We start from the raw sequence: 24,344 nt of genomic DNA on the forward strand, positions 1-24,344 counted from the left end.
AACTACGTTGCTTACTTAGTAATCCATTTTACAGTTTAAAAGAAGTAAATATTCTGTTTTTTACAATTCTATCGATATTGATCAGATGCGTCTGTAATTTTTCTTGAGGTGTTCCAAATTTAGTATACAACTTAACTTTTAAAAACTTTGGGGCTTTTATATTAGGCTTATAATTATTAGGAAGTTTAATATTAAGATACCAATCACCTTTATCTGTATTGGTAATGATATATTCATCAGAAGTATATTTACTGGCAAGCTCACGATTAATTGTTTCCTTATCTTTTTCCATGGTATGACTTAAAACCGCATATTGTTTTTTCGGATCAATATATTGCATTTCAAATTCAACAATTGGATGAGACCATTCTGTAACCACACGTAAATCATATTTAGGTAGTGTAAAGTACTTTTGATCAATATGATTAGTTCTCCATTTTTGATTACGTTTGGATAACAAATGTTTAAAATCATTTTCTATTTGACTTTTCAATCCTCTAAATGATTCTATTTCGGATATCTTATTCTTAGTAATCTTTTTAAACAAATCAACAGATTTTTGATATTGTTTCTCGCTTGCATAATTATTAGCTAAATCCAAATATGCTTGGGACATCAAAGGGGAAACATCAACGATTCTTTGATACGTTTTACGCGCATGATCAAACAACTCTCTTTTCTCCAGATTAAAAGCTAAGATTTTAAGAACTGAGGTGTTATTTGGAAACAATTCTATTAGATTCGAAAGAATCAATATCCCTTTATCTTGTTGATTATTATCAAAAAAATAATCTGCGCACTCTACAAAAAAGGTGACATTATCTTTATTGAAATCGCGCATTCTCAGGTACACCTCATAAGCTTTATCGTAATCTGATTCTTTTTTAAATAAGGTCACAAAATTGGATATCGGAGCGTTAGAAACAATAAGGGGAGCTGTAAATACTTTGGTAGGGATCTTTTCCTCTTTTGATTTGTCTTCTTTATAATCATCAGTAATTCTTTTTCCTCCTTTTGTGGTAATTAAAATAATACCATTAACTCCAACCGAACCATACAAATTAGTGGCAGCAAATCCTTTCAATACTCTCACACTCTTAATATTATAAGAATCAAGAAGTCGAAGATCCAGCTGATCACCAACAGGTACATCGTCTATATATACTTGAGGTTCTGAATCTCCTAAAATGGTCTTTTGTGTACGTATCCTAATATTATTCAGATTACTTTGATCTAAAATTTTCACACCTGCAAATTTACCAGCAAGTGCTTGCCCTAAATTAATTGGGTCATCTACATCAGTACTCTGTACAGAATATCCTAGCGCATTTTTATCTTCTTTTCTAAGCCCTACATATACTTTTTCTCGTTCTTTTTCAACCTTGGATTTGATAATAACAGCATCTAAATTGTTTACATTATCCGTCATTTTGATGTCTACAAAATTATCTTCGGGACTAATCTTAGCTGTTACCTTTTCTTTATCAGCACTACTAAATATCAAAACATCACCAGGATCTACAGTAATCTTATAACCACCATTCTGATCTGTGATTGTTCCTCTATTTTTACCTTCAACTACAATATTTACATTAGGCAAAACATCAGTACCATCTGTAACAATACCTTCAATATATTTTTTTTGAGAGTTTGTATTTTCATTAGTTACAAACTCCAAACGTATCATTCTCTTGTTTTCCTTAATAGCTTTTACACCGGAATCGGCATCCATTTGTTGTAGATCAATGTGATATCCTAAACTAAAAAAAGAAGTCTCATGAAGAAATTTTTTATTAATGTCTGGAGTACTACTTATAGTATATATTTTTGGACTGTATAAATTTCTTTCTAATTCACCAAAATAAGACTTGCCATCCGTAAAGAAAAATAAGAAATCAGCTTTTACTTTAGTATTCACTAGGCTTAGATCCAATGTCCCATCATACTGTATCGTATTGATTTTTTGTTTTAGAGTAGACCAATCTGCAGATTTTATCTCAACATTTTCATTAGCAAGTGCTTTCGAATTTACTACAACTAAATTCACAGTGGTATTCGGATACACCTTAAAAAAGGCCTCCAAAAATTGAAACTCTTTTGCGATGTTTTTATCTTTTTGAGAAAAAGACGCATCCCAATAAATGGTTAATTTTTTAGATTCCTCGTTGGTTATTAGATGATTTGCTGCTAGATTGACGCTACATAACAATGTAACGATAATGATTATATATTTTCCCATAGCAATAAATGTATGAAAAAAAGACGGAATCAATTGTTCAAAAAGTAATTAAGAATTCCCCATAAACAGACTAAAATACTTTATTATTCAACCGATTACCAAGTAGTGTAATATGATTTTTAATATCTGATTTAGCTAAAAATCCCTGATAAATTCTACAAAATACAACCAAAAATCCTATAGGTAAAGAAACATGAAAACCATAAATATTTTAAATAAAACATAAAATTTTTTATTTTTGATATAAAACATAAACATGAAAACAAATAATACTTTACAATGGGCTTTAAGATTATGCAATTTGGTTTTGGCTCTAAATATTATTGGTTTATTAATTTTTGTTAGTACTATTTTTGCTAGTATTTTTAATATCGGTATAGTTGATCATATTGTTCTAGAAGAGGGGTTTAAATCTGGGTTTAGAATTGGTAATTTTAAAACAGCAAAAACTATAGAAGATACTATGCTTTTGCTATCTAGTATTTCTATACCGATGAAATTTTGGCTTATGATCAGAGGAATCATATTATTCTCGATTACCATTTTTAGTTTAATTACAACTAAAAAAATCATCAGATCCATAAAATCTCTTAAAACATTTTATGAAGGCAATATTATCCATTTTAAAACATTAGCAAAATTAGGATTTATAGCATCTTTCTTTAGTGCTTTCAACTTCATATGGCAAGAGGATATCTCGAACGTTCATTTTTCAATTCCATTTAGTGCTATATCTTTTAGTGTAGCATGTTTAGTGCTTTCTATTGTATTCAAAGAAGGTAAAATATTAATGGACGATAAAGAATCTATTGTATGAAAATTGTCATCAATATAGATGTAATGCTTGCCAAGAGAAAGATGAAATTAAATGAACTTTCAGAAAAAGTTGGTGTATCAGTAACAAATCTTTCATTGCTTAAAACTGGCAAAGCCAAAGGTGTTAGATTCAATACATTACTAGCGATATGTAAAGCTCTAGATTGTAAACCCGGTGATATAATTGATATAGAAGATGCATAAAAAAATAGTAAAATGGCTTACTTGGTTATTAACAATTATATGTTCAATAATATTTTTGCTTGCCTCCTTAGGGAAGTTTCGTCTTGAAGGAAATATGTATGATAATTTTATTAGATGGAATTATAACGGTTTGACGCTCATATGTGTAGGCATTATAGAACTTATAGGAGCTATATTATTGTTAATTCCAAGATTCAGAAAATATGGTATTGTTTTGTTGATATCAATTATGCTGGGCGCAGTATTCACTCATTTCAGAAATTTTGAAGAATTAGGGTTTCCATTACTCCCAATGGGACTTATTATTATATTAATCGTTGTTCACTTCTTGAATCAAAAACTTTTAACAAATGCTTAAAACTAATATTCAAATCGTATTGATTTTACTATCAGCATTAATTCTGATGTCAAGCAATAAAGGGAAAAAAACTAGTAAATCAACTTCTATAAGAGAAATAAATAATTGTGATTGCGATTCATTATGGGCAAAAAAAGTTACTAAAGACTTTGTTTCAGCTTTACAACAAACTACAAAATCCGATTATTCCATATGGAAAGATTATAAAATAAAAGATGGTTATTATGTGCTAAATGCGGGTAAATCTAAAGATAGTATTCATTGCTTGGGGCTTTTTAATAATGGGGAGGCAATTTCTTATAAATGCTCTAAAGATGTTCCGAAAATGTTGACACCTTTGTATAGTTACTATTTGAATTATATAAATCGAAATGAAGAACAATCACCACTTTTTGAGACTTACAAGGAAGCACCAGAATTTTCAACTTGGATGCGTAAAAACTCGGTTCAAAGTGCTGTTTATATGCCAACAAGTTTCCCAAAATTTCCTTTTAAAATCCCTGCTAAAACCAAAGCTCAACTAGCGGTTCATGAAGCTTTTCATATTGAAGTAACTCTTCGTTATTGGTTTACGAAAAAAGGTTTTTGGCCTAAATGGGAAATCCAACCTGATAGAGCTGCTGTACAAAGTTGTTATCTCGAAAATGAATCTATCATAAAATTAATCGATGATGAACAAGAGTTTTTAGCATTAACCATTGAAGCTCTTTTAGATAAAAACCATAAAAAAGTGCTAGAAAACGCTAATCAATTTATCAGTAGGAGAGAGCAACGTTACAAAAATTTAGCCCACAAAAAGATTAAGTTAGGAGATGATACATTAGGAGATTGTAGAATTGGTGAAGCATATATGGAAATAGAAGAAGGTATCGCCGATTACGGTAGTTGGGTAGCAATGTATAATATTGGTACCGCTTCCCGTCAAGATTTATTAAAACGATATAGAGCAAAACAAAAAGACAGATTTTACTTAACAGGTTGTATGTTACTGCATGCTTCTGCACTTATGGCTAATGGAAATGATAAGCCAATAATTTCAAAAATGGTGAATGCACCTTCCGTAGAAACTGGAAATTTATTTACTATTTTCAAAGATCAATTAAAAGAATATCATACAAGCATAATGGATAGTGAAAAAAATAACTCGAAAATCCGAAATTAGGGTATTAATCAACATTAGTTTAGAGGAATATAGAAATGAAGGATTAGCCCACTTTATAAGCAGTGTCGATAAGTTGTTTTTACAAAACAAAGTGAAATTCCCGTTATTAGAATTTTTAGCGCATGAAATTAGCTCTAATCTTTCGCATAATCAACTGTTGGAATTTTGTTATGAAGTAGAGAAACTTAAAACAATTGGTGGTAATGTACTTATTGGTATTATTCTACAAAACAAATTAATTACTCATTTTCAAATAGCTCTTAGGAAAGCTACAGAATATATATCAAAGGCAGATGCTYGGTATGTATGTGATATTATTGGCGAACGTGTTTTCGGTTATGCATTATTGAATCAACCGTTAAAAACAATACCTGAAATCAAAAAACTATCAAGACATCAAAGTTTTTGGGTAGTACGTTCGCTAGGAGCCGGATGTCATTATGCCATAAAAAAGGGTTTAGAAAAAGAACATGTAGATACTATTTTTCTAATATTACTATCAATGGCGAATACAAATAATAAGGAAATAAGACAAGGTGTGGGTTGGGCTGGAAAAACTACAGCAAAGTTTCACCCTGATATTATTGAGAAATACACAGAAAAAATAGAAGATAAAATAAATGTATCCAATTGGTTTCGAAAAAAAATAGAAATTGGATTAAATCGATATAACTATGCCAAATCAAATAATAGTTAAATCCGTTTTAAATAAAACCAAAAAAAGAGATTCTTGGTTTTTAGATGATTATACCTTTAATCCTTATAGTAGCTGTTCATTTAATTGTTTATACTGTTATATTCGAGGTAGCAAGTATGGTGAAAACCTGGAAACTAGCCTCTCTGTAAAAACAAATGCCATTGAAGTTTTAGATAAACAACTAGCATTAAGAGCTAAAAAAAATCAATATGGTATTATCGTTTTATCATCCGCTACAGATCCTTATTTAAAAATAGATAGGGAGTATCAATTAACTAGAAGCGCATTGGAAGTAATTTTAAAATATAAATTTCCAGTACATATTATTACTAAGTCGAATCTAATAAAAAGGGATTTTGATATATTGAAAGAAATCGATAAAGAGGCAATATTACCCAATGATTTGAAATACTTAAATAGAGGTACCATAATTAGCTTTTCATTTTCTACATTAAGAGATCATATTGGCAAAATTTTTGAACCTGGTGCTACACCACCATCTCTAAGACTCAAAGCCGTTACCGAAACTAAAGAAGCTGGTTTCTTAACTGGAATTAGTATGATGCCATTTATACCTTATATCACAGATACTTCTGAAGAATTGGAACATTTATTCACCACTTTTAAATCTGCACAAGTTGATTATCTATTACCGGCTACCTTAACACTATATGGAGACCAAAAAGGAGATAGCAAAACTTTAATGTTAAAAGCTATTAAAAAACATTATCCAGAACTAGTTGAGAAATACAATAAAATCTTTCTAAATAGTTATCAATTACCTGAATATTACAGAAATGCATTTAGTAAAAAAATGAAGGAGTTAAGCATTCTGTATAAGATTAATAATAAAATCATGGAATAAAAAGGTTTTTTAACGTATACTTTTTACACAATACAATAATCTCATACCTAAAAAAGAGTAAAGGAGTGGAAACAAAATGTATAAGGAATAGTAGTTAACTTTTTCTATTATTCTTTTTTTGTTTATAAAATGCTTTGTCAGCGACATATATTGTTTTTCTAACCTCGCAGTACGTTTTGGTTTTCTCTTTGTTTGTCAATAATGTGTGTTTCTCTATTTCAATTTCATTGTTCTCTTTCACACGCTGAATAATATCAGTAACTTCCTGTTCAGTATATTCAAATTCAGCATATAGGTTTTCTCTTGCAGGACGTTTAAAGTAAATTTCAGCATATTTATCCCAAACTACATAATCATTTCCTATAATATTAATAAGTTGTACCATAGGAATTGGATCTACTGCCGAAAATAGACTTCCGCCATAAATAGAATTTACATAGTTCTTGTTTTTATAGCTTATTGGAAGTTTAATTTTTACAAAGTGTAAATCTTTGGAAACTTCTGTAATTCGACCTGTAGATCTTCGATACATGGGAGAAAAATTAAACCCATATTTAAAAAGACGGGCTACACCTACGTATTTTTTTAGTTTCGCTATGCTTTGATATATTGACATTTATGTAAATTATTTATTTAAAATCAGTTGCTTTTTGTATAATCAATTCATTATTTTTACTTTCAAAACGGAAGTTAAATTACAAATAACTTTCGAAATGAAAGCAATAAATGGAAGAAAAAAAATTTAGATCACATTGTTCAATTAGTTCGAGTTTAGACTTATTTGGAGATAAATGGTCCTTACTCATAGTTAGAGATCTATTGTATCATAAACAAAGAACTTTTAAGGATTTCTCGCAGAGTACAGAAAAAATATCATCTGCTCGTTTATCAGATCGATTAACAAAGCTTGAACACGTTGGGATTTTGACTAAAAAAAATCATCCTACGAATAAAAAGGTTTTTTTATATGAACTTACTCAGAAAGGCCGCGATTTAACACCAATCATTGCTGAGTTTATTTTATGGGGTTATCGATATCTAAAGGATCATATTTCTGAGTCATCTAAAGCAATTGCCGAAGAGCTTATTCAAAATAAAACCGTTGTTATTGAGAAGTTTCAAAAAGGAGTAATTCTAAAGTAAACTATAAGTTTTCATCGAAATAAAAGATTTTTAGTTAATTTCAATTTCAAGTTGTAATCTTGAAAATAAATGAACTTACTACTTAATTTCTTATTAACCATAGGTATTGTATTATCCCTTGTTTTCATTGGAGTTTTATTAAAACAAAAGCAAGATGTATATCCTAAGATATTTTTAAGCTGTATTTTTTTTCTACTTTTTAATGTCGTATTACACACCTATTCAGAAGTAAATTCTGTTACACCTCTCTTTAATTCCACCTATTTGTTTGCAGATTCCATTGGTTTTTTGCTGGGGCCTCTTTTGTTCTTGTATATAACATCACTTTTTTTTAAAAGGAAGTTACATTTTCCAAAAGTGATTTACCATTTTATTCCTGCTGTGATTTACTTAATCGTAGTTTCAGTACCTTCTTTGATTTCAATGATGCATAATTCTTATGTATTCGATTATCTAAAATTCATTGATACATACCAATTCATCTTGCAAATTCAAGCATTGTATCTCATTTGGTATATAGTGAAGTCCCTAATCTTATTAAAGCAGATAAAAACTATATCAAAAGAAAGTTTTTCAAATTTATCAGGTAAGGATTTAGACTGGATTACTTATTTTCTGTACGGTATTTTAGGCGTTATTCTAGTTAATATACTCATCGAAGTGTATTCTACATTTATAAATGGACACCTTTCTATTGATAATACGTTTACAACTATTTCACTTATAGCGGTCATTATATATTTGGGATATTTTGGTATCTCTCAATCACAGATTTTATTACCAGAATTCATTAAAAATCAAATAAAGTTTGAAACAGAAACTAATGTATTAACAGGTAATTCAAATCATCATCTAGCTAATGCTTCAGATACAGAAATAGAGTACTTAAAAAATAGTTTAATTTCCCTTCTCGAATCTAAAAAACCATATTTAGATGAAAACTTAAATCTTAAGACATTAGCAGATATGATTTCTACAACTGACAGAAAGTTATCTGCATTATTGAACCACTATCTTGACACCAATTTTTATGATTTTATCAATGCATATCGTGTGAAAGAAATACAATACAAAATGGTTCAAAAAGATTACAATAAGTTTACCATGTTAGCATTGGCTTTGGACTCAGGTTTTAATTCGAAATCTTCATTTAATCGGATTTTTAAAAAAGAAACTGGTATGTCACCTTCTGCTTATAAAAAACTTCATATTCATAATAGAATATAAGGTCTCATTGGTGCCAATGAAGCGAAAGACACTTTAAAAAGTGATTTGTTTGTAGTGAAATCATAAATGTGTTCACTATGAAAGTCATAAAATTTATACTAGGTATACTACTTATAGCAAATTGTAATTTAAAAATAGAAGCCCAATACAGTCATAATAAAACAATGCCCGTAAATGCTTTAAAAGAAGATTTACAAATAGTAAAGAAAAACTTAGAAGAAGTACATCCTGGTCTTTATGCATACTATTCTAAAGAACAATTTGATGCAACATTTGCCGAAATAGCATCTCATTTAAACAAAAAACTAACCCCATTACAGTTCTACAGAGAATTATTACCATTATTGCCTTTAATAGCAAATAACCATACGCAGATTAAATGTCCGAAGTCGTACTATGATGCTATCTCCTCTGAACTATTAAGGTTTCCTTTTAAATTATACCATCATGGAGAAAAGTTATATGTTCATAAAGATCTATCTAATGAGCAGCTTATTTCTCCTGGTTTAGAGATTATAAGCATTAATGGTCTAACATCTAAAGAAATCCTAGATAAAATGTTTTCTTATGCCTCAACAGATGGTTTTAATAAAACATTACCATCACTTGCCATAAGTACTGTGTTTAGTAAATATTATGCCTATTACTTTGATACTCCAAGTATATTTATCATAAAATACATAAATGGAAATAACGAAATCAAAACAGCTCAAATTAAAGGGTTATTGGCTCCAGAATTGAATAAAAGAAGAAAAAATAATGTTAAATACTTACCACCAGACAATTCAATTTCCTTTACTATAAAAGAGGGGATAGGCTATGTGAAAATCCCATCGTTTCAACCTGAAAAACCAAGAAAATTCAAAAATACTATTAAGAAAATTTTTAAAACACTTAAAGAAAAAAACATATCTAATCTTATTATAGATGTCAGAAATAATGGAGGTGGTTATGGAGAAGCGGCAGACGAAGTATTTAGTTACTTAATATCAGAAACTGTATATCCTTATAAAGATGAATTCGCGCTCGTCGATGAAATACCTTATCAAGAATACTATAAAAAGGAAATGTTCTTCAAACATTTTAAAAAGCAACCCCTTAAACAGAAAGGAAATACATATCATATTAAAAATATAAGCTCAGAAAAAATCAAACCAAAAAACATCAATTACAAGGGTAAATTATTTGTATTACAAAATGCTGCAAGTGCTTCTGCTACAGGTTTATTTCTTGGGTTAGTAAAATCGTATACCAATGCCAAATTCATTGGAGAAGAAGCTGGTGGAAATCCAACCGAAACTACAGCAAATGATTTACTAAGTATGGTGTTGCCAAACTCTGGAGTTCGTGTTACCATTCCGGCATTACGTACTGTAATGAACTCAACTTTTGAACATAATGGACATGGCGTAGTTCCCGATTTCGAAATGATACCAACTATTGATGATATATTAACTGGCAAGGATGTGGTTCTAGAGTACGCATTGAAAATGTTAAAAAATGATGTTCATTAACTGGATCGTAATTACAAACTCTAAAATTTAAAATATAAATTCGATAATCGTTTCAATTTACGTTTTCCTTTAATCAAAGCACTAACTCACTTAACATATATTAGCTTTCTATTTGCGGTTAATACCTGTCTGTCTACTTTTTAATTTTCTCATTTCATTTAGTTATAGATTCACACTGTAATAATAAAACAACTAATCATGAAATATTTAAAAAGTCTATTTTTTATAATACTAGTTTTCCTGCCATTGTCACATTTTGCGCAATCAAAAAACGATATCATTAAAAATATTAAAAAGCTCATGCTAGAGAATTATATTTTTCTCCATAAAGCAAAAGAAACGAATAAACATTTAGATCATTTAATCACTACCAATCATTTTGAAAAAATCGAAAATCCAAGAGATTTCGCTAGAGCATTATCCAAAGAAATGCAGAAAATTACAAAAGACAAACATCTAAATATTGTACCTCCAAGACAAGGTAGACAAACATCAAACAATTCAGATTTTATATCAAGGCACTTGACTAATTTAGTTCGATTTCGTTCCGGCGGATTTGGAAAAATAGATCTACTTGAAGATAATATTGGTTATGTAGAGTTGAAAGGTTTCAGAAGAGAAGATATTCCAAAAGTTGATGATATCATGAACTATTTATCGACTGCAGATGCAATCATTATTGACTTACGTAACAATGGAGGAGGAAGTACTCTTGGTAGTTATTGGAGTAGTTATTTTTTAAAAGAAAATACAGCATTATCTGGAAGTTACGAAAGAAGAACAGATACAAAAACTGAAATAAAAACAACTTCAGTTAAAGGAAATCAACGATTATCTATGCCTATATTTATTTTGACGAGTAATCGAACATTTTCGGCAGCAGAAGCATTTTCTTACGATTTACAAAGTAGAAAAAGAGTCACAATTGTGGGAGAAACAACTGGAGGAGGAGCACATCCTGTAAATTATATGCGATTGCCCAAAGGATACGGAATCATGATGCCTTACGCAAGATCCATAAGTCCAGTAACGAACTCAAATTGGGAAGGTACAGGCGTTATCCCAGATGTTAAAACCAACAAAGAGAATGCCCTAGAAAAAGCTAAAGAATTGGCCAAGGTTGCCGCAAAAAAATATAGAGAGCAACCATTTGAAACACTTAAACGTATTCTAGAAAAAGATAACATTACCCGAGCTGATGAGGATAAAATTCTTGCATTATTTCAATTATTACTTAAAAGAAAACACTTAGAAGATTTTGTAATTAATGATTTAGGATATTCATATGAAGACAATGACAAAATAGAAACAGCCTGTATCATTTTTAAACTCAACTTAAAGCTTTTTCCACAATCGCCAAATGCACATGATAGTTATGCAGGAATATTGGTTAAAAATGGTAATAAGAAAGAAGCTATAGAGCATTACAAACAAGCAGTTTTATTAGCAGAAAAACAAAATGACAGACGACTTGAGATGTTTAAAAATAATTTATCAAAGATTCAGGTAAAAAGTAAATAATGATAACTATATCAACTTTATATTTGTCGACAATCTCAATATTAAATGCCTGATTTAAATAAAATAAAACAACTAATTTTTAGCAAGAAGATAATTTTCCAAATTGTTTTTTGGATAGTGATTTTGTTGTACTACATAAGCACTAAATGGCCACTTGAAAAAAATAAAGTGTTTCTATTTGAAAAAATGTTCTTATTAGTAGCAGTTCAAATTCTGCTTACCTATTTTGTAGTTCGTTTTATAATTCCGAATCTATTATCAGGAAAGAAGAAATTAAAACATATCAACGCATTTGTATTCCTGATTTATGCAGCCTATGTGATGTATACAGCATTTCGATGTTACTATTTATTACCAAAATATCCAGAAGTTTTTAGGTTTAGACCTCCGCTTATTTTTCAAGAACGAACCACAAATGTTTTTGCATTTTTAAATAACATTCCTTCGCTTATTTTTCCAACGGTAATTGTCATCATTATCAATTATTATCGTCAACAAAAAGAGATTTTAAGTTTACAAGAACAAAAAAAATCTTCCGAATTAGAAGCGCTAAAAAACCAATTAAATCCGCATTTCCTATTTAATACCCTTAATAATTTATATGCGTTATCACTTAAAAAATCAGATAAATCACCAGAAGTTATAGAACGACTTTCTAATATTTTAGATTACATTTTATACCAGTGTAAAGACAAATATGTACATATCAAGGGAGAAGTAATGCTATTGGAAAATTATATTTCCTTAGAAAAACTACGATATGGTAACAGATTGGATATAATATTTAGTCACACTATCGAAGAGAATGTTAAAATTGCCCCTTTGTTGTTATTAACATTCACCGAAAATGCTTTTAAACATGGAGTAGAAGAGGAGATTCATACAGCAAACATAAAAATAGAACTAAAAACCACAGAGAAAGAAATTTATTTTACCATTGAAAATACAATCCCCAAACATCTTTCAATCGATGATACAAAGATTGAACGCGAACCTATTGGCTTAAAAAACATTGAAAAACAACTAAACCTTTTATACGAACCGAATAATTATATGTTGGATTTTAATCAAAAAAATAATGTTTTTGGTGTACTACTAAAACTAAAATCAAAATGAAGTATAAATGCCTAATAATTGATGATGAAGAATTAGCCAGAGAGTTAATGGAGAGTCATTTATCTAAACTAAACGATTTTGAGTTAGTAGCATCTTGCAGTTCTGCGCTCGAAGCTCGCGAAATATTGAAAGAGCAAGAGGTTGATTTAATTTTCCTAGATATTAAAATGCCAGTATTAAAAGGAACAGATTTTTTTAAAAATTTAACTACAAAACCAAAAGTGATATTTACCACTGCCTACCGAGAATATGCTGTCGAAGGTTTTGAACTAAATGCAACAGATTATTTATTAAAACCAATTACTTTTTCGCGTTTTTTTAAAGCAATTGAACGATTTACAGAAAACAAAAAATCTGTAAAAAAAGACGATTATATATATGTACAGTCCAACAAAAAGAACATTAAAATTTTGTTTGATGAAATTCTCTTCATTACGAGTATAAAGGATTACATACAAATTCATCTAGAAAAAGAAAAGATCATGATCAAACATGGTTTACATACTTTTCTAGAAAAATTGGATCATCGCTTTTTGAGAGTGCATAGATCATACATTGTGAATACCAACAAAATAACAGCTTTCACGAAAAAAGACATCGAAATTAACGATATTGAAATTGCTATTGGCGAATATTATAAAGATGATGTTTTTGATAAGCTAAAAAATTAGCTGGTTTCAAAAGAAATGATGGATTACTACTAAAAGAATTACACTATTTTTGTTGTTTATATACGTTGCTTAAATCCTGAAATTTGTTAGATAAAAGACAACAATTACCGCAAGAACAATCTTTAGATACAGATTATTTCATTTACTGTTTAGAAGCAGTGGATGATATAGAAACGGATGAGATTACCGAAGCACAGAAAAAATTAGAACAACTAAGCTCGCAATATAGAATATCCAGTATTTATAAAACCTGCGATACTATTGAAGGTTTAGAGTCCAGCTTAAATACATTGGTTTTGGATGATCATCATTTTAAAAACTATGAAATCATCTACCTGGTTATAACGGGTGAGGCCAATAGTATTTGTTTGAATGATTACTACTATAGTTTACAGGAGATTGCAGAAATTTTTGAAGGAAAATTAAAAGGAAAGATTTTACATTTTTCAAATGCAAAAGTGCTTGATTTAGATGAAGAAGAAGCACAGTATTTTTTGGATATCACAGGCGCCAGAGGTGTTTCTGGCTATGGTAATGAATTTAATGGAATATCAAGCTCAAATCTTGATATAGCATTTTTTAACTTATTCAAAGAAGATGAAAATATGTTAGATGTAGTAGAAGAGCTGCATCAAAGACATTATAAAGCCTGTAAACTACTTGATTTTAGATTGTATTATTAAGGACACTACATTTTATTAAAATAGTGCCGAAATACAAGATCTATTCTATTCTACATAATACATAACAACTCTTCTTTTTAGATTTTTTCTTTCTCATAAGTTTCTCCAAAAATGTAATGACACCCTTTAGGGTTCACGAACTCCTATTTATCAAATAGAAAAGGAGTGAGTAAATACTCTTTTTGCAATTAGGGCAGAGGAGTGGAGGCAAAATATGTAGGAAATAGGATTATTTTGTGATTATTTTTAAATAATCAGATAACTCATAAGTCATTGTTTATTAATTTTTTATATCTTTATTGTGATTAATACATAATCGAATTCTCCCCTTTTTTTACTTATTTAATATTTACCCATTATTAGAGCTGTTTTTAAATTGACTAGTTGTACATACTTATGACTAGTAATTGACTGTATGCAATTAAAATAGATATTCACCCGAATATTAAAAAGCAAGCACTAATAATAAATTAATTATGAGACAAATTAAATTTTTTCTATTCATCATTATCATTTCAATACTAGCATCTTGCTATTCTGTTAGACTTAGAAATGAAAATGGTGCTCAGCAGCCTGATCCCTTTTCTAATAGAGACGATTATTATCGTGGAATGCATGTTATTGAAATAGATACGGTTATTGATATGAAGCTAACATCAGGGGATTTTACATATCTAATCAAAGAAAATGACAGCTGTGAATCAGGCAAATTGAACATTATAGAGTATCGAAACACCTTTGGAAGTGTATTACTTAGCGCTATAACCTTTGGAAGAAAAAGAAAAGTAAAAATTAAATATGTATGTGAAAAATCTCAAAACTAACAGACCATGGCAAATACAAAATCTAAATTATTAAGCGAGTGGGATACATTACATAATAATGGGCCTTTCACTGTAAAACTTCTTTATCAAACAAAATTAGAAGGAGAACGATTGATGCCTAAAAAGATTGATCGCTATAATGATGCTGCTATTGAAATACAACGATTAATTAATGAAACTCGACAGGCTGGTGAAGGCTTTAGAGCATATGGATCAGCTTGGTCGTTGAGTAATATAGCAAGTCATAAAGACAGAATGCACTATAACGGATCTATGAATATATCTATTCCTATTCAAGATACTGATTGCCATCAAAATTGTAGTTTTGATCACACAAATTTGTTTATGTTTCAATGTGGAAATACTATTAAAGAAATATCCGAAACTTTAGCTGAGAATGGAAAATCGCTCAAAACAAGTGGAGCCAGCAATGGACAGACAATTGCTGGTTGTATTTCGACAGGGGTTCATGGTGCTGGTCTTGATATTGGATCCGTACAAGATTATGTCGTTGGGCTTAATCTTATTGTAGGGCCTAATTCTGATGACATTATATATATTGAACCAGAATCTAAACCTGCTTTACACGATAATTTTATTCAATCCTTAAATTCTAGAATTATTAGAAATGATGATCTGTTTTATGCAGCTTTAGTTAGTTTGGGGAGTTTTGGATTTATACATGGGGTAGTGATAGAGGCGGAACCCGTATTTCTTATAAAACGCTATGTAAAAAAAATAAATAAACAGCTAGCTTTTGAATTAGCAAATACAATGGATTTTAAAAATTCAGCATTTAAAATCCCTGAAGAGACAGATGCGCAAGGAAACGGAAAAAGACCTTTTCATTATAAGATATTTATTAATCAATATAGCGACGATCCAAATTGTATTATAGAACTTATGTATAAAAAACCATATAGAGAATCATATCCTGATCCTTTTCCAATTATTAAAGAATCTATATATAGAGATTTAATTCATCTTTTTGTGAAAATTGCTGAAAACTTTCCTAAGAGTATTCCTTGGTTGGTCAAGAGGTTACGAAACACAATTTTACCTGAAGTAAATGAAGAAACTACAGGAATGCTTAAAGAAATTTTTTGGGATGCTCCATATCAAGGACCTGCTTTTGCATGTTCATTTGGAATTGATCATAAACACTCAGAAAAAGCAATGAATCTTTTAGGAAAATTAACACGTGATGAAGGACCAATACCAGGAATATTTGCATTACGATTTGTAAAACAAACTAAAGCTACAATTGGTTTTACAAAATTTCCAATTACCTGCATGATTGAGATTGATGGTGTTCTTTGGAAAAAAACACGTAAAATAATGAGTCTAGAAGAATATAATAGACGTATGATAGAGGTCTTAAAAGAAAACGATATACCTTTTACGATTCATTGGGGAAAAAATAGCGATTGGGAATTTCCAGGACTAGTAAAACATATGTACGGTAATAAGGCAGAAGAATGGATGACCCAACGTGAAAATTTATTATCATCAGAAATGCAAACGCTATTTTCTAATAAATTTTTAAATACAATTGGTTTGAATGCGCTAATTGTTTAGAAAATATTTAATTCGGAGTTTCGGTTACTAAATGTTCTATAATCTAACTGTTTCTATTTTACATAATATAAGCGCTGAGAATCGCGTATTTGAAAAAATGTGGAGGATAATACAGAATATGAGCTAATTTTTAATAGATAAATAAAAAGCTAATAATCAGTGATTTAAAATCAACCTAAGAAGAAAACGAATAAATTATTATTGTATAGCAAAAGATTTAGTGAAAAGTTAAATTCATACTAGAAGAATATTTTACATACTCAGAAATGAGCTAACATTATTAAGTTCAAAGGGTTAAAATATAAACCTTGCGAAAAATCTAGTATTTGAAAATTTCTAAACAGTTGTCCAGAATATGAGATTTATACTTGGACAAGTTTAGTATAACATTATGATAGAATCCGGTTGTCAGATTGAGCCTGTCGAAATCTAATCATAAACAGTAAATAGTAAACCTTATAATAAGCTGAGTACAAATAGTAATTAGTTAAACGTTTCACAAATTGACTTTTACATAATTACGATCGATATAAAACCCTTGAGTGTTATTATATCTGTAATTATGTAAAATGCGAGCATCCGTCAATTTGCTTTAATTAACACATTTGTTCTATAATTTATATTATGTAAAATAGAAAATACTAGATATTGGGTATATATTTTTTACCATAAATCTCTAAATTTAAAATCCTAACCCGTTAACATTCTTTTTATGAGCCAATTAGATAACAAAAATCGTTATTTTACCAGCCCTAGAGTTAGCAATTTACATTTAGTGTGGTTATTTATTACCACAATGATTCTACTCTTGATTTCCGGTTTATTTCATATACCTGGAATTATCCAAAGTCCGCAGTTCACGACATTACTAAACTCAACTTGGCTCAAAGAGGAATTCCTAAATACAAACGTCTGGTATCATTTCAGCTATTATACTTACTTTATAATTGACTGTATTTGGCCATTTTTGCTATTATGGGCGCTATGGAAATTTGTAAAAAGACAACTACTATATACTAATAATAAACCCCTTCCCTATAAAAAAATACTATTTACTATATATACCTTTATTATAATCGCCGCTTATCTAGCTGATATCATAGAAAATATAATGTATCTCAGTAATCATAGCTATCCAGCAACTGTTAGCGTAATAAAAATTGTTTTCTATGGGATTTCAATTTTTAGTTTTCTAGTTGCTGTTATTGATTACATACTAGAAAAAGATTTGATTGGTACTATACGTACGTTCATTATATCATCCATTTATAGTCTTATTATTTTAGGTCTTATTGGTTTTGTTTTGCCAAAAGCTTCACAGGTAAACTCTATTGTGGTAGACTTATATGAGAACCCATTTAATATGGTTTTATTACTAGTGTTATTTGCCCCCTTATTAGCTATCGTATTAGTTCATTATCCTAGCTATTTTAATATTAAAGAACGCTATCGAGATTGGTTTCTTACTTATAAAATTTCACCTATTTTCGGAATAATTACTTACAAATACAGAGCAGAATACCAAAATCATGAAAATAAACGTCCGGAAAGTAATGTGAATTTTCTATTACGGATTCTCGGCGTCGTATTTTATACTTCTCTTTTTTATCTTATCGCATATACTAGCGAAGTTAATTTTAAATGGTTACTCGATACAGCAGATCTTGCTTTTGTTATCCTTGCTTGTGGGGTTTTATGGTTATATATCTTACGTGTTAAAAAGCAACGTTGGTATAATCGCACCTACAATTTTATACTTTCTCACTTTCCAAATATGTATGATGGTGATTATTCATTAAATGCAAATGAACATAAAAAAAGTCATGTATCTATAGATCCTAATACAATGTCATTAGATGAGAGCAAACTCATTCTCCATAGCATAAATCCTATTATTGGTCGTGGTATTGTTTTCTTTCTGATTACAGTTATTCTTCACCTTGTATTCTTTCTTATACTGTTTTTATCCGAAGATAAATACACCATGCTTACCGTGGTTTTAAGTCTATTGTGTATCATTTTCCAAATGATCTCATATGTGTATTATAGAACCTTTCGCTCTATCCTAAAATTTACATTTTTTTCAGAAAAATCTAAGACTACCTGTAATTCCTTTGGTAATACATCAACTGATAAACTGGTTAGCTTTTTCAAAACTTATAATTTTTCTAAAAACAATTTTTTATTCGAAATTCTATCCAGATGTAGAGCTGGAATATTAAGTGATAATTACACTTTTTTGAGAGTAACCGTATTTATCGCAAATATTAATCTTGCTTTTTTTATTGTTATAAACTGTTTTGATTTTATATCGTTTAAAATAAACGCAATAGTCATTATTCTCTCTGCATTATTGATATACTATGGGATTTTAATAATTATTACTAAAAACATCATTTACTATCAATACTCAAGAGATAGTTTTGCAACAAACAATAAAACTAAAGTGAAATTTGGGCTTTTGGTAACCGGCCTTATTTTATTGGTTCTTATAGGGCTTACTAAAATCCCTCAATTCAATAATAATCTGTTTACATTACATCCCGTAAAAGAGACTGTTTCCAGTGTTGATTTGGGCGATTTTTTAAACGATCGCGAGGCAGATATATCTAAAACAAGATATCATATCGGCTGTTATGGTGGTGGTATAAAATCTAATGCCTGGACCATGACAGTTTTACGTGAATTGCAAAAGCAAGATCCGAAGTTTTTAAACCAAACGATTTCCATTTCAGGTGCTTCAGGAGGAACCATGGGTTTGATTAATTTTTCTTCTATTCTTCATAATATTGAAAAGGAAAAACAAGAAATCATTATAGATGAAGTATCTACTCAAAATATATTGGGTCTTGATCTCACTCATATTTTGGGCAGGGATCTTTTGATGCATCTATTTATTCCAAAATGCGATTTGAGTGGATATGATCGTTCTTCGAGCGCTATGCATCAATATGCCAAAATAACTAATAATAAAGCTTTTGACCATAAAAAATCATATCGGGCATACTGGAAGAAAATGTATAATTTTCATAATAACCACTTCCCTATTCTTATTTCTAATACAACTAATGTAAAAGGAAATCAAGGAATGGCTGTTAGTGTTTCTACAAACAAAAACCCAGAGGATGCTGTATTACTATACCAAGGAGCAGATGATATACTATCCATAGGTAGTGATCAAACCTTATCATATTATGACGCTGCCTCTACTTCTAACCGTTTTCCACTTATCAGCCCTGCAGCAAAAATAGAAACCTTAGGGCATTATAATGATGGAGGAATTTATGATAATTCTGGTTTACTATCTGCATATAAACTATTTAATGCTATTAATAACAGAGATTCAATTCAAAATCCTCAATCACTAAAACAATGCAATGTTTTTATAAGTATTGTAAATGATAAAACAGCGTACATAAAAAAAATGGTAAATGATAAGTTTGCATGTACAGCACAACATATAAATGAAAACACCGAGATGAATGCTATTTTAAGTTCTGTGGCATCTACGGAAATGATGCCTATTTATGTGAAAGAACAACTTAGGCGATTAGAGAATATTAGTACGAAGATTAAATTTAAGACGATCTACTTGCCTCACCAATTTACTGTTGCTGATATTAAAAGCATCTATGGAAGAGAACTGAATTGTAATAATTTGAATGAAAAAGATTTACATAAAGAATTGTATCATACTTTGGTAAAAAAGAATGATAGTATTATTGCAACAATTACCAATAATGGTTCACTCCCTATAGTAGAACCGCCAATGAGTAGGGTAATTACAAAAAAGGCTTACCAGTTTATGAAGGACATGCTAGATCATCCCGAAACCAAGAAAGTTTTGAAAGAAATTCGAGATACCAATAAATAGTAGTCATATTCTATTTTCAAAATACACTACATAAAAACTTGTTTATTCATATATCATCTATTTGCATGTAAAGACATATTGGAATCAATCAACTTTTTCAAATGTATTGACACCTCCAAGTGACATATACTGTATTTCTCCTTTTTCATTTTCTATAAACCCCATCGTTCGCATACCATCTTTACTTCTAAATACTAAATGATCGATCTCTTCATAAGTTCGATTCATTATCGTAAATGTTCCATCAGAATTTACTACTAGTTCTTCACGATTTGGTTTCCAACCACTTTCACAACTATGGCAATGCGTAGTCCATATATAATGTCCTGCCAATTTGTTGAAATCCGTTTTTCCTTTTACCGGTTTTGATCCTACTATCTGTTGTTCTTTTTCTTTCGCAAATGTCTTTAAAATTATATCCATCACCGCATATCGTAATCTGGTTCCTTCATGATGATGTATCACAAAAACACCCAATTTTTCTTCAGGTATCATTGCCATATAAGATGCATATCCCAACATATCACCTCCATGACTTATTGTTCTAAATCCATGTGCATCTTCTTCATAAAATCCGTAAGCAAATGCTTCCACAGTATCATGTACTCTTAATTCTGCAGATTTCATCTTTTGAGATAAACTGGTACTCAAAACCCTTTGATCATCTAGAATTCCATTATTTAAATGCATCAATAAATACTTACCCATATCAGCAACCGTACTGTTTATTTCGGATGCCGGATAGGTATGATAAAACTCCCAAGGTTGTGGAAGATTCACTCCATTTCGGTATTCATATCCCCAAGAAGCATACTGTTCTACCTGATCATTCAAAAACATCGATGTCATATGCATTCCAAGCGGTTCCCAAATATGCTTTTTCATATAAGCATCTAGTTTTTGGCCACTAATATCCTCTACCAACAGCCCTGCTAATGCAATACCAAATGATGAATAACTCGAAATCACACCAGGTTCTCGAACACGAACTATTCTATTTTTTAGATAATCTGCTAACGGAATCGATTGGTTTTCTCTATAAACCACTCTACCTCTTAATTCATCAAAACCAGCACTATGATCCAATAAATTTGCTAATGTTACTGGTGTTTTATAAGTATTAGGAACTTTTACAGATTTTAAATATTGATTTACATCCATATAAAGATCCACCTTCTTTTGATCCACCAATTGCAATAAAGCGGTTGCTGTAAAAGTTTTAGTAACTGAACCAATCCTAAATATGGTAGAATCTGGATCTACACGTCGTACATCTTCTCCCAAACTTGTATATCCATATCCTTTTTTTAACAGAGTTTTTCCATCTTTCACAATGATAAAAGCTGCACCAGGAATATGCTCCTCTTCCATCGTTTTTTGGATCAAAGAATCTAAACTGCTTTCAAGTTTGCTCTGATCTATCGTTTGAGATTGAATACTATTAAGGATTCCAATACAAAAGAAATAAAGAATATAATATCTAAACATAAGTATTTTGGGGTTTAATACGGTACGTAGGTATACGATTTATGGATGATTTTCCATTCTCCTTGTACTTTTAACAACATCATATAATCCGTGTATAGCCTCTTCCCTTTCGGAAAATCAATTTCTACCTTTGCCATCGCCGCATTGTTAACCACATCAATGGATATAATTTTTCCTATTCGATCTCGTTTTTCACCTTCTTTAAAATATCCAATATACTTTTTACCAGAAGTAATACTCAAACTGTCATTAGTAATTGAATATAAATTCAAGTTTTTATGGAATGCTTTTTTGATTCTCTCAGGTGATCCATCTGCGGTACCTTCTATATAATCTAAAAGTGTTTCTTTGATTTTTTCTTTATCAGATTGGGCAACAGTAATTGTAGTACTCAGTAGAATTACTAAAATGATTAGGTTTTTCATTATTCGTTTTTTAGAATTGATTTCAAATACGAAACTATAAGAAAGCTTGAAAACCCTAGTAAAAAAAGGAGTTGTTGTTCTTCGGAATTATAAATCCGAAGAAAAAAATTAGGTATTAGTTCTTTTTTTGAACTGTGAAGGTGTCATTCCTTCTTGTTTTTTGAAAGCAGTATAAAAAGTAGAATTAGATTTAAAACCACACTCGTTTCCAATAGCCTCTAGCGTTAATAAGTCATTGGTTTGAATCAATTTGGTTGCAGTTCGTATACGATGTTGATTGATAAAACTGGAAAAACTTAAGCCCAGATTATCATTTAGATATTGTGATAATTCATGAGGTTTTATATGAAGTTGACTAGCAACTTCCGGAAGTTTCAAATTAGGATTTCGGTGTAATTCTTGTTCTTTAAACAAAACATTTAATTGATCAGCAATCGAAGATGCTTTTTCCGTATCAATTTTCCTATTAGCATATTTTACAACTGGTGTAAGAAATGTTAGCGTACTTTTTCTTCGTTTGATGATCCAAATAACCAATGTAATATAAAAGGTAAATGAGAATGATAATGCTCCAACAATATATGATGTGTAGGTAGTAGTGTTATAAGCAAGCCAAATGATAAAACCTCCAGTTACGATATTGATAATCCAAAAATCTAAGGTATTTATTGATTTTGTTTTACTCCAAAGTTTACTAAAAACATGACGTGCTTGGTATATGGCCGCAATAGTATAGATCGTCCATTGCGTAAATAAGAGCATTCCAAAAATCCTAGGAGGACTTCTCCACCATAAATACTTATAAGATCGATWTGGATACTGAATACTGATCACCAACATAAAAATTAGTACTGGAAGAACGTGAAATAACCAATTCCATCGATGAACTTTAGTTGGATGCAATGCAATTTTAATGTATAAATACAAAAATGGTCCTATTAAAAAACAAGCAGTGAGTCCAATACTAACAAATGTATTAGAAGTGCCAGGATAAAATGTTAGAAATACGGATTTAGTCACTCGAACACTGATCACAAATAAAAGAGCCGCTAAAAAATAAGTTGCTCTACTCCTATTTTTTATCAAAAACCCAAAATACAGACTTAAAAAAAGCCCATTAAAAGCACCTAATGCACTAAAAAAGAACAATAAATTTTTACTGAATTCCAAATGCTCGACAATTAGTGTTGTTAATGATGATTTATCTTTATTTCTTTAATATCCACAATAAAACTAAAATTATCAAACAAATAGGTAAAACAATTTTCATCATCCAACGCTGATATTGATTTTGCTCCTTTAAAAACTCTCGTTCTGTTTTTTTATATTCACTTTTCATTTTCCTTTTAAGATTACTATCGATTCTTTTATTAAGTTCGAGCATAAGCTTATCTGGATGTTTTATTGCAAAAGTGGTAATTCTATAATTTTTATCATTTGAAAAAAAACGGATCTCTTTACCAGTTTTATAAGAATAATCGCTTGCACTACTTTGAGTAGTAATGAATTCCATACCAGCATCAGATATTGATTTCCATTCAATGTTTTTCTTCCTTCCAATGAATGGATATGTTAACACAAGATGCTTCTTGGTTATAGTAATTGTACAAAGAAGTAATGTATGATAAGCAATCAATCCTCCAAGGAGAATAAATACTAAAGGAAAAACAATGACCCAATTAATTCCAGACTCTTGAGTATTTATTAGCATTGTAATCCCCATTCCTATAAGAAAAAGACATCCAACTATCATCATTATCAGATTAAATGTAGACAATCGACTTTTATAAATAATTTCGGAACTCTTTTTAGGCATAGATCATTCTGTTGTTTTACAAATCAATAGGTAAAAATGAATCATACAAATGTACTATAAATGTCCACAACGCATATACATAAAAAAGATGCTTCAGTATTTCTGAAGCATCTTTTGATATGC

Annotated in this window: 22 protein-coding genes; 16 read left to right on the forward strand and 6 right to left on the reverse strand. The window is 30.0% G+C overall.

What is annotated here, in order from left to right; all coding sequences use genetic code 11:
* Positions 1–28: 28 nt before the first annotated feature.
* Complete coding sequence (locus tag GBO31_RS18025; RefSeq protein WP_219009861.1) at positions 29–2,239, reverse strand: carboxypeptidase-like regulatory domain-containing protein; 2,211 nt, start codon at positions 2,237–2,239, stop codon at positions 29–31.
* 256 nt (positions 2,240–2,495) lie between these two features.
* On the opposite strand from GBO31_RS18025, the gene GBO31_RS18030 reads away from it, so the two are divergent.
* Genes GBO31_RS18030 through GBO31_RS18055 form a run of 6 tightly spaced genes read left to right on the forward strand, consistent with a single transcriptional unit; the run spans position 2,496 to position 6,341 of the window.
* Positions 2,496–3,056 (forward strand): hypothetical protein, encoded by a 561-nt coding sequence (locus GBO31_RS18030; RefSeq protein WP_219009862.1) that lies wholly within the window; start codon positions 2,496–2,498, stop codon positions 3,054–3,056.
* On the forward strand, positions 3,053–3,259 hold the full coding sequence (locus GBO31_RS18035; RefSeq protein ID WP_219009863.1) for a helix-turn-helix domain-containing protein: 207 nt from the start codon (positions 3,053–3,055) through the stop codon (positions 3,257–3,259). The genes GBO31_RS18030 and GBO31_RS18035 overlap by 4 nt, the downstream gene beginning before the upstream one ends.
* The gene (locus GBO31_RS18040) at positions 3,252–3,617 is read left to right on the forward strand and encodes a DoxX family protein (protein ID WP_281422471.1); all 366 of its coding nucleotides are present in this window, start codon (positions 3,252–3,254) and stop codon (positions 3,615–3,617) included. Before GBO31_RS18035 ends, GBO31_RS18040 begins: the two co-directional genes overlap by 8 nt.
* A complete protein-coding gene (locus tag GBO31_RS18045; protein ID WP_219009865.1) occupies positions 3,610–4,779 on the forward strand; it encodes a hypothetical protein in 1,170 nt (389 codons plus the stop codon). Before GBO31_RS18040 ends, GBO31_RS18045 begins: the two co-directional genes overlap by 8 nt.
* The gene (locus tag GBO31_RS18050; RefSeq protein ID WP_219009866.1) at positions 4,748–5,476 is read left to right on the forward strand and encodes a DNA alkylation repair protein; all 729 of its coding nucleotides are present in this window, start codon (positions 4,748–4,750) and stop codon (positions 5,474–5,476) included. The genes GBO31_RS18045 and GBO31_RS18050 overlap by 32 nt, the downstream gene beginning before the upstream one ends.
* Positions 5,454–6,341 carry an SPL family radical SAM protein gene (locus GBO31_RS18055; protein WP_219009867.1) on the forward strand — a complete coding sequence of 296 codons (888 nt, stop codon included), beginning with the start codon at positions 5,454–5,456 and terminating at the stop codon, positions 6,339–6,341. The genes GBO31_RS18050 and GBO31_RS18055 overlap by 23 nt, the downstream gene beginning before the upstream one ends.
* Before the next feature lie 94 nt (positions 6,342–6,435).
* Here the strand turns inward: GBO31_RS18055 and GBO31_RS18060 are convergent, their stop codons facing one another.
* A complete protein-coding gene (locus GBO31_RS18060; protein ID WP_219009868.1) occupies positions 6,436–6,957 on the reverse strand; it encodes a DUF4442 domain-containing protein in 522 nt (173 codons plus the stop codon).
* 110 nt (positions 6,958–7,067) lie between these two features.
* Here GBO31_RS18060 and GBO31_RS18065 point away from each other — a divergent pair, with 110 nt between their 5' ends.
* From GBO31_RS18065 to GBO31_RS18110, 10 genes are all read left to right on the forward strand, one after another.
* Entirely contained in the window at positions 7,068–7,484 is a 417-nt protein-coding gene (locus GBO31_RS18065) for a winged helix-turn-helix transcriptional regulator (protein ID WP_219009869.1), read from the forward strand.
* 69 nt (positions 7,485–7,553) lie between these two features.
* Positions 7,554–8,711 carry a helix-turn-helix domain-containing protein gene (locus tag GBO31_RS18070; RefSeq protein ID WP_219009870.1) on the forward strand — a complete coding sequence of 386 codons (1,158 nt, stop codon included), beginning with the start codon at positions 7,554–7,556 and terminating at the stop codon, positions 8,709–8,711.
* A 77-nt stretch (positions 8,712–8,788) separates the two neighbouring features.
* Positions 8,789–10,225, forward strand: coding sequence for a S41 family peptidase (locus GBO31_RS18075; protein WP_219009871.1), 1,437 nt, complete (start codon positions 8,789–8,791; stop codon positions 10,223–10,225).
* Between the two features lie 198 nt (positions 10,226–10,423).
* Positions 10,424–11,746 (forward strand): S41 family peptidase, encoded by a 1,323-nt coding sequence (locus tag GBO31_RS18080; RefSeq protein ID WP_219009872.1) that lies wholly within the window; start codon positions 10,424–10,426, stop codon positions 11,744–11,746.
* Between the two features lie 186 nt (positions 11,747–11,932).
* A complete protein-coding gene (locus GBO31_RS18085; RefSeq protein ID WP_219009873.1) occupies positions 11,933–12,862 on the forward strand; it encodes a sensor histidine kinase in 930 nt (309 codons plus the stop codon).
* Complete coding sequence (locus GBO31_RS18090; protein ID WP_219009874.1) at positions 12,859–13,533, forward strand: LytR/AlgR family response regulator transcription factor; 675 nt, start codon at positions 12,859–12,861, stop codon at positions 13,531–13,533. The genes GBO31_RS18085 and GBO31_RS18090 overlap by 4 nt, the downstream gene beginning before the upstream one ends.
* A gap of 83 nt (positions 13,534–13,616) precedes the next feature.
* Positions 13,617–14,216 (forward strand): DUF6642 family protein, encoded by a 600-nt coding sequence (locus GBO31_RS18095; RefSeq protein ID WP_219009875.1) that lies wholly within the window; start codon positions 13,617–13,619, stop codon positions 14,214–14,216.
* Positions 14,217–14,692: 476 nt separating this feature from the next.
* On the forward strand, positions 14,693–15,040 hold the full coding sequence (locus GBO31_RS18100) for a hypothetical protein (RefSeq protein WP_219009876.1): 348 nt from the start codon (positions 14,693–14,695) through the stop codon (positions 15,038–15,040).
* A gap of 6 nt (positions 15,041–15,046) precedes the next feature.
* Positions 15,047–16,618: an FAD-binding protein gene (locus GBO31_RS18105; RefSeq protein ID WP_219009877.1), complete on the forward strand. Its 1,572-nt coding sequence runs from the start codon at positions 15,047–15,049 to the stop codon at positions 16,616–16,618.
* Between the two features lie 712 nt (positions 16,619–17,330).
* The gene (locus GBO31_RS18110) at positions 17,331–20,492 is read left to right on the forward strand and encodes a hypothetical protein (RefSeq protein ID WP_219009878.1); all 3,162 of its coding nucleotides are present in this window, start codon (positions 17,331–17,333) and stop codon (positions 20,490–20,492) included.
* Between the two features lie 84 nt (positions 20,493–20,576).
* On the opposite strand, the gene GBO31_RS18115 is transcribed toward GBO31_RS18110, so the two are convergent.
* From GBO31_RS18115 to GBO31_RS18130, 4 genes are all read right to left on the reverse strand, one after another.
* The gene (locus GBO31_RS18115; protein ID WP_219009879.1) at positions 20,577–21,980 is read right to left on the reverse strand and encodes a serine hydrolase domain-containing protein; all 1,404 of its coding nucleotides are present in this window, start codon (positions 21,978–21,980) and stop codon (positions 20,577–20,579) included.
* A gap of 14 nt (positions 21,981–21,994) precedes the next feature.
* Positions 21,995–22,405: a nuclear transport factor 2 family protein gene (locus GBO31_RS18120; RefSeq protein WP_219009880.1), complete on the reverse strand. Its 411-nt coding sequence runs from the start codon at positions 22,403–22,405 to the stop codon at positions 21,995–21,997.
* Between the two features lie 108 nt (positions 22,406–22,513).
* Complete coding sequence (locus GBO31_RS18125; RefSeq protein ID WP_219009881.1) at positions 22,514–23,575, reverse strand: helix-turn-helix domain-containing protein; 1,062 nt, start codon at positions 23,573–23,575, stop codon at positions 22,514–22,516.
* A gap of 37 nt (positions 23,576–23,612) precedes the next feature.
* The gene (locus GBO31_RS18130) at positions 23,613–24,221 is read right to left on the reverse strand and encodes a hypothetical protein (protein ID WP_219009882.1); all 609 of its coding nucleotides are present in this window, start codon (positions 24,219–24,221) and stop codon (positions 23,613–23,615) included.
* Positions 24,222–24,344: the final 123 nt, after the last annotated feature.

The organism is Aquimarina litoralis (genome assembly GCF_019295435.1).
In the GTDB taxonomy this organism is placed as follows: domain Bacteria; phylum Bacteroidota; class Bacteroidia; order Flavobacteriales; family Flavobacteriaceae; genus Aquimarina; species Aquimarina litoralis_A.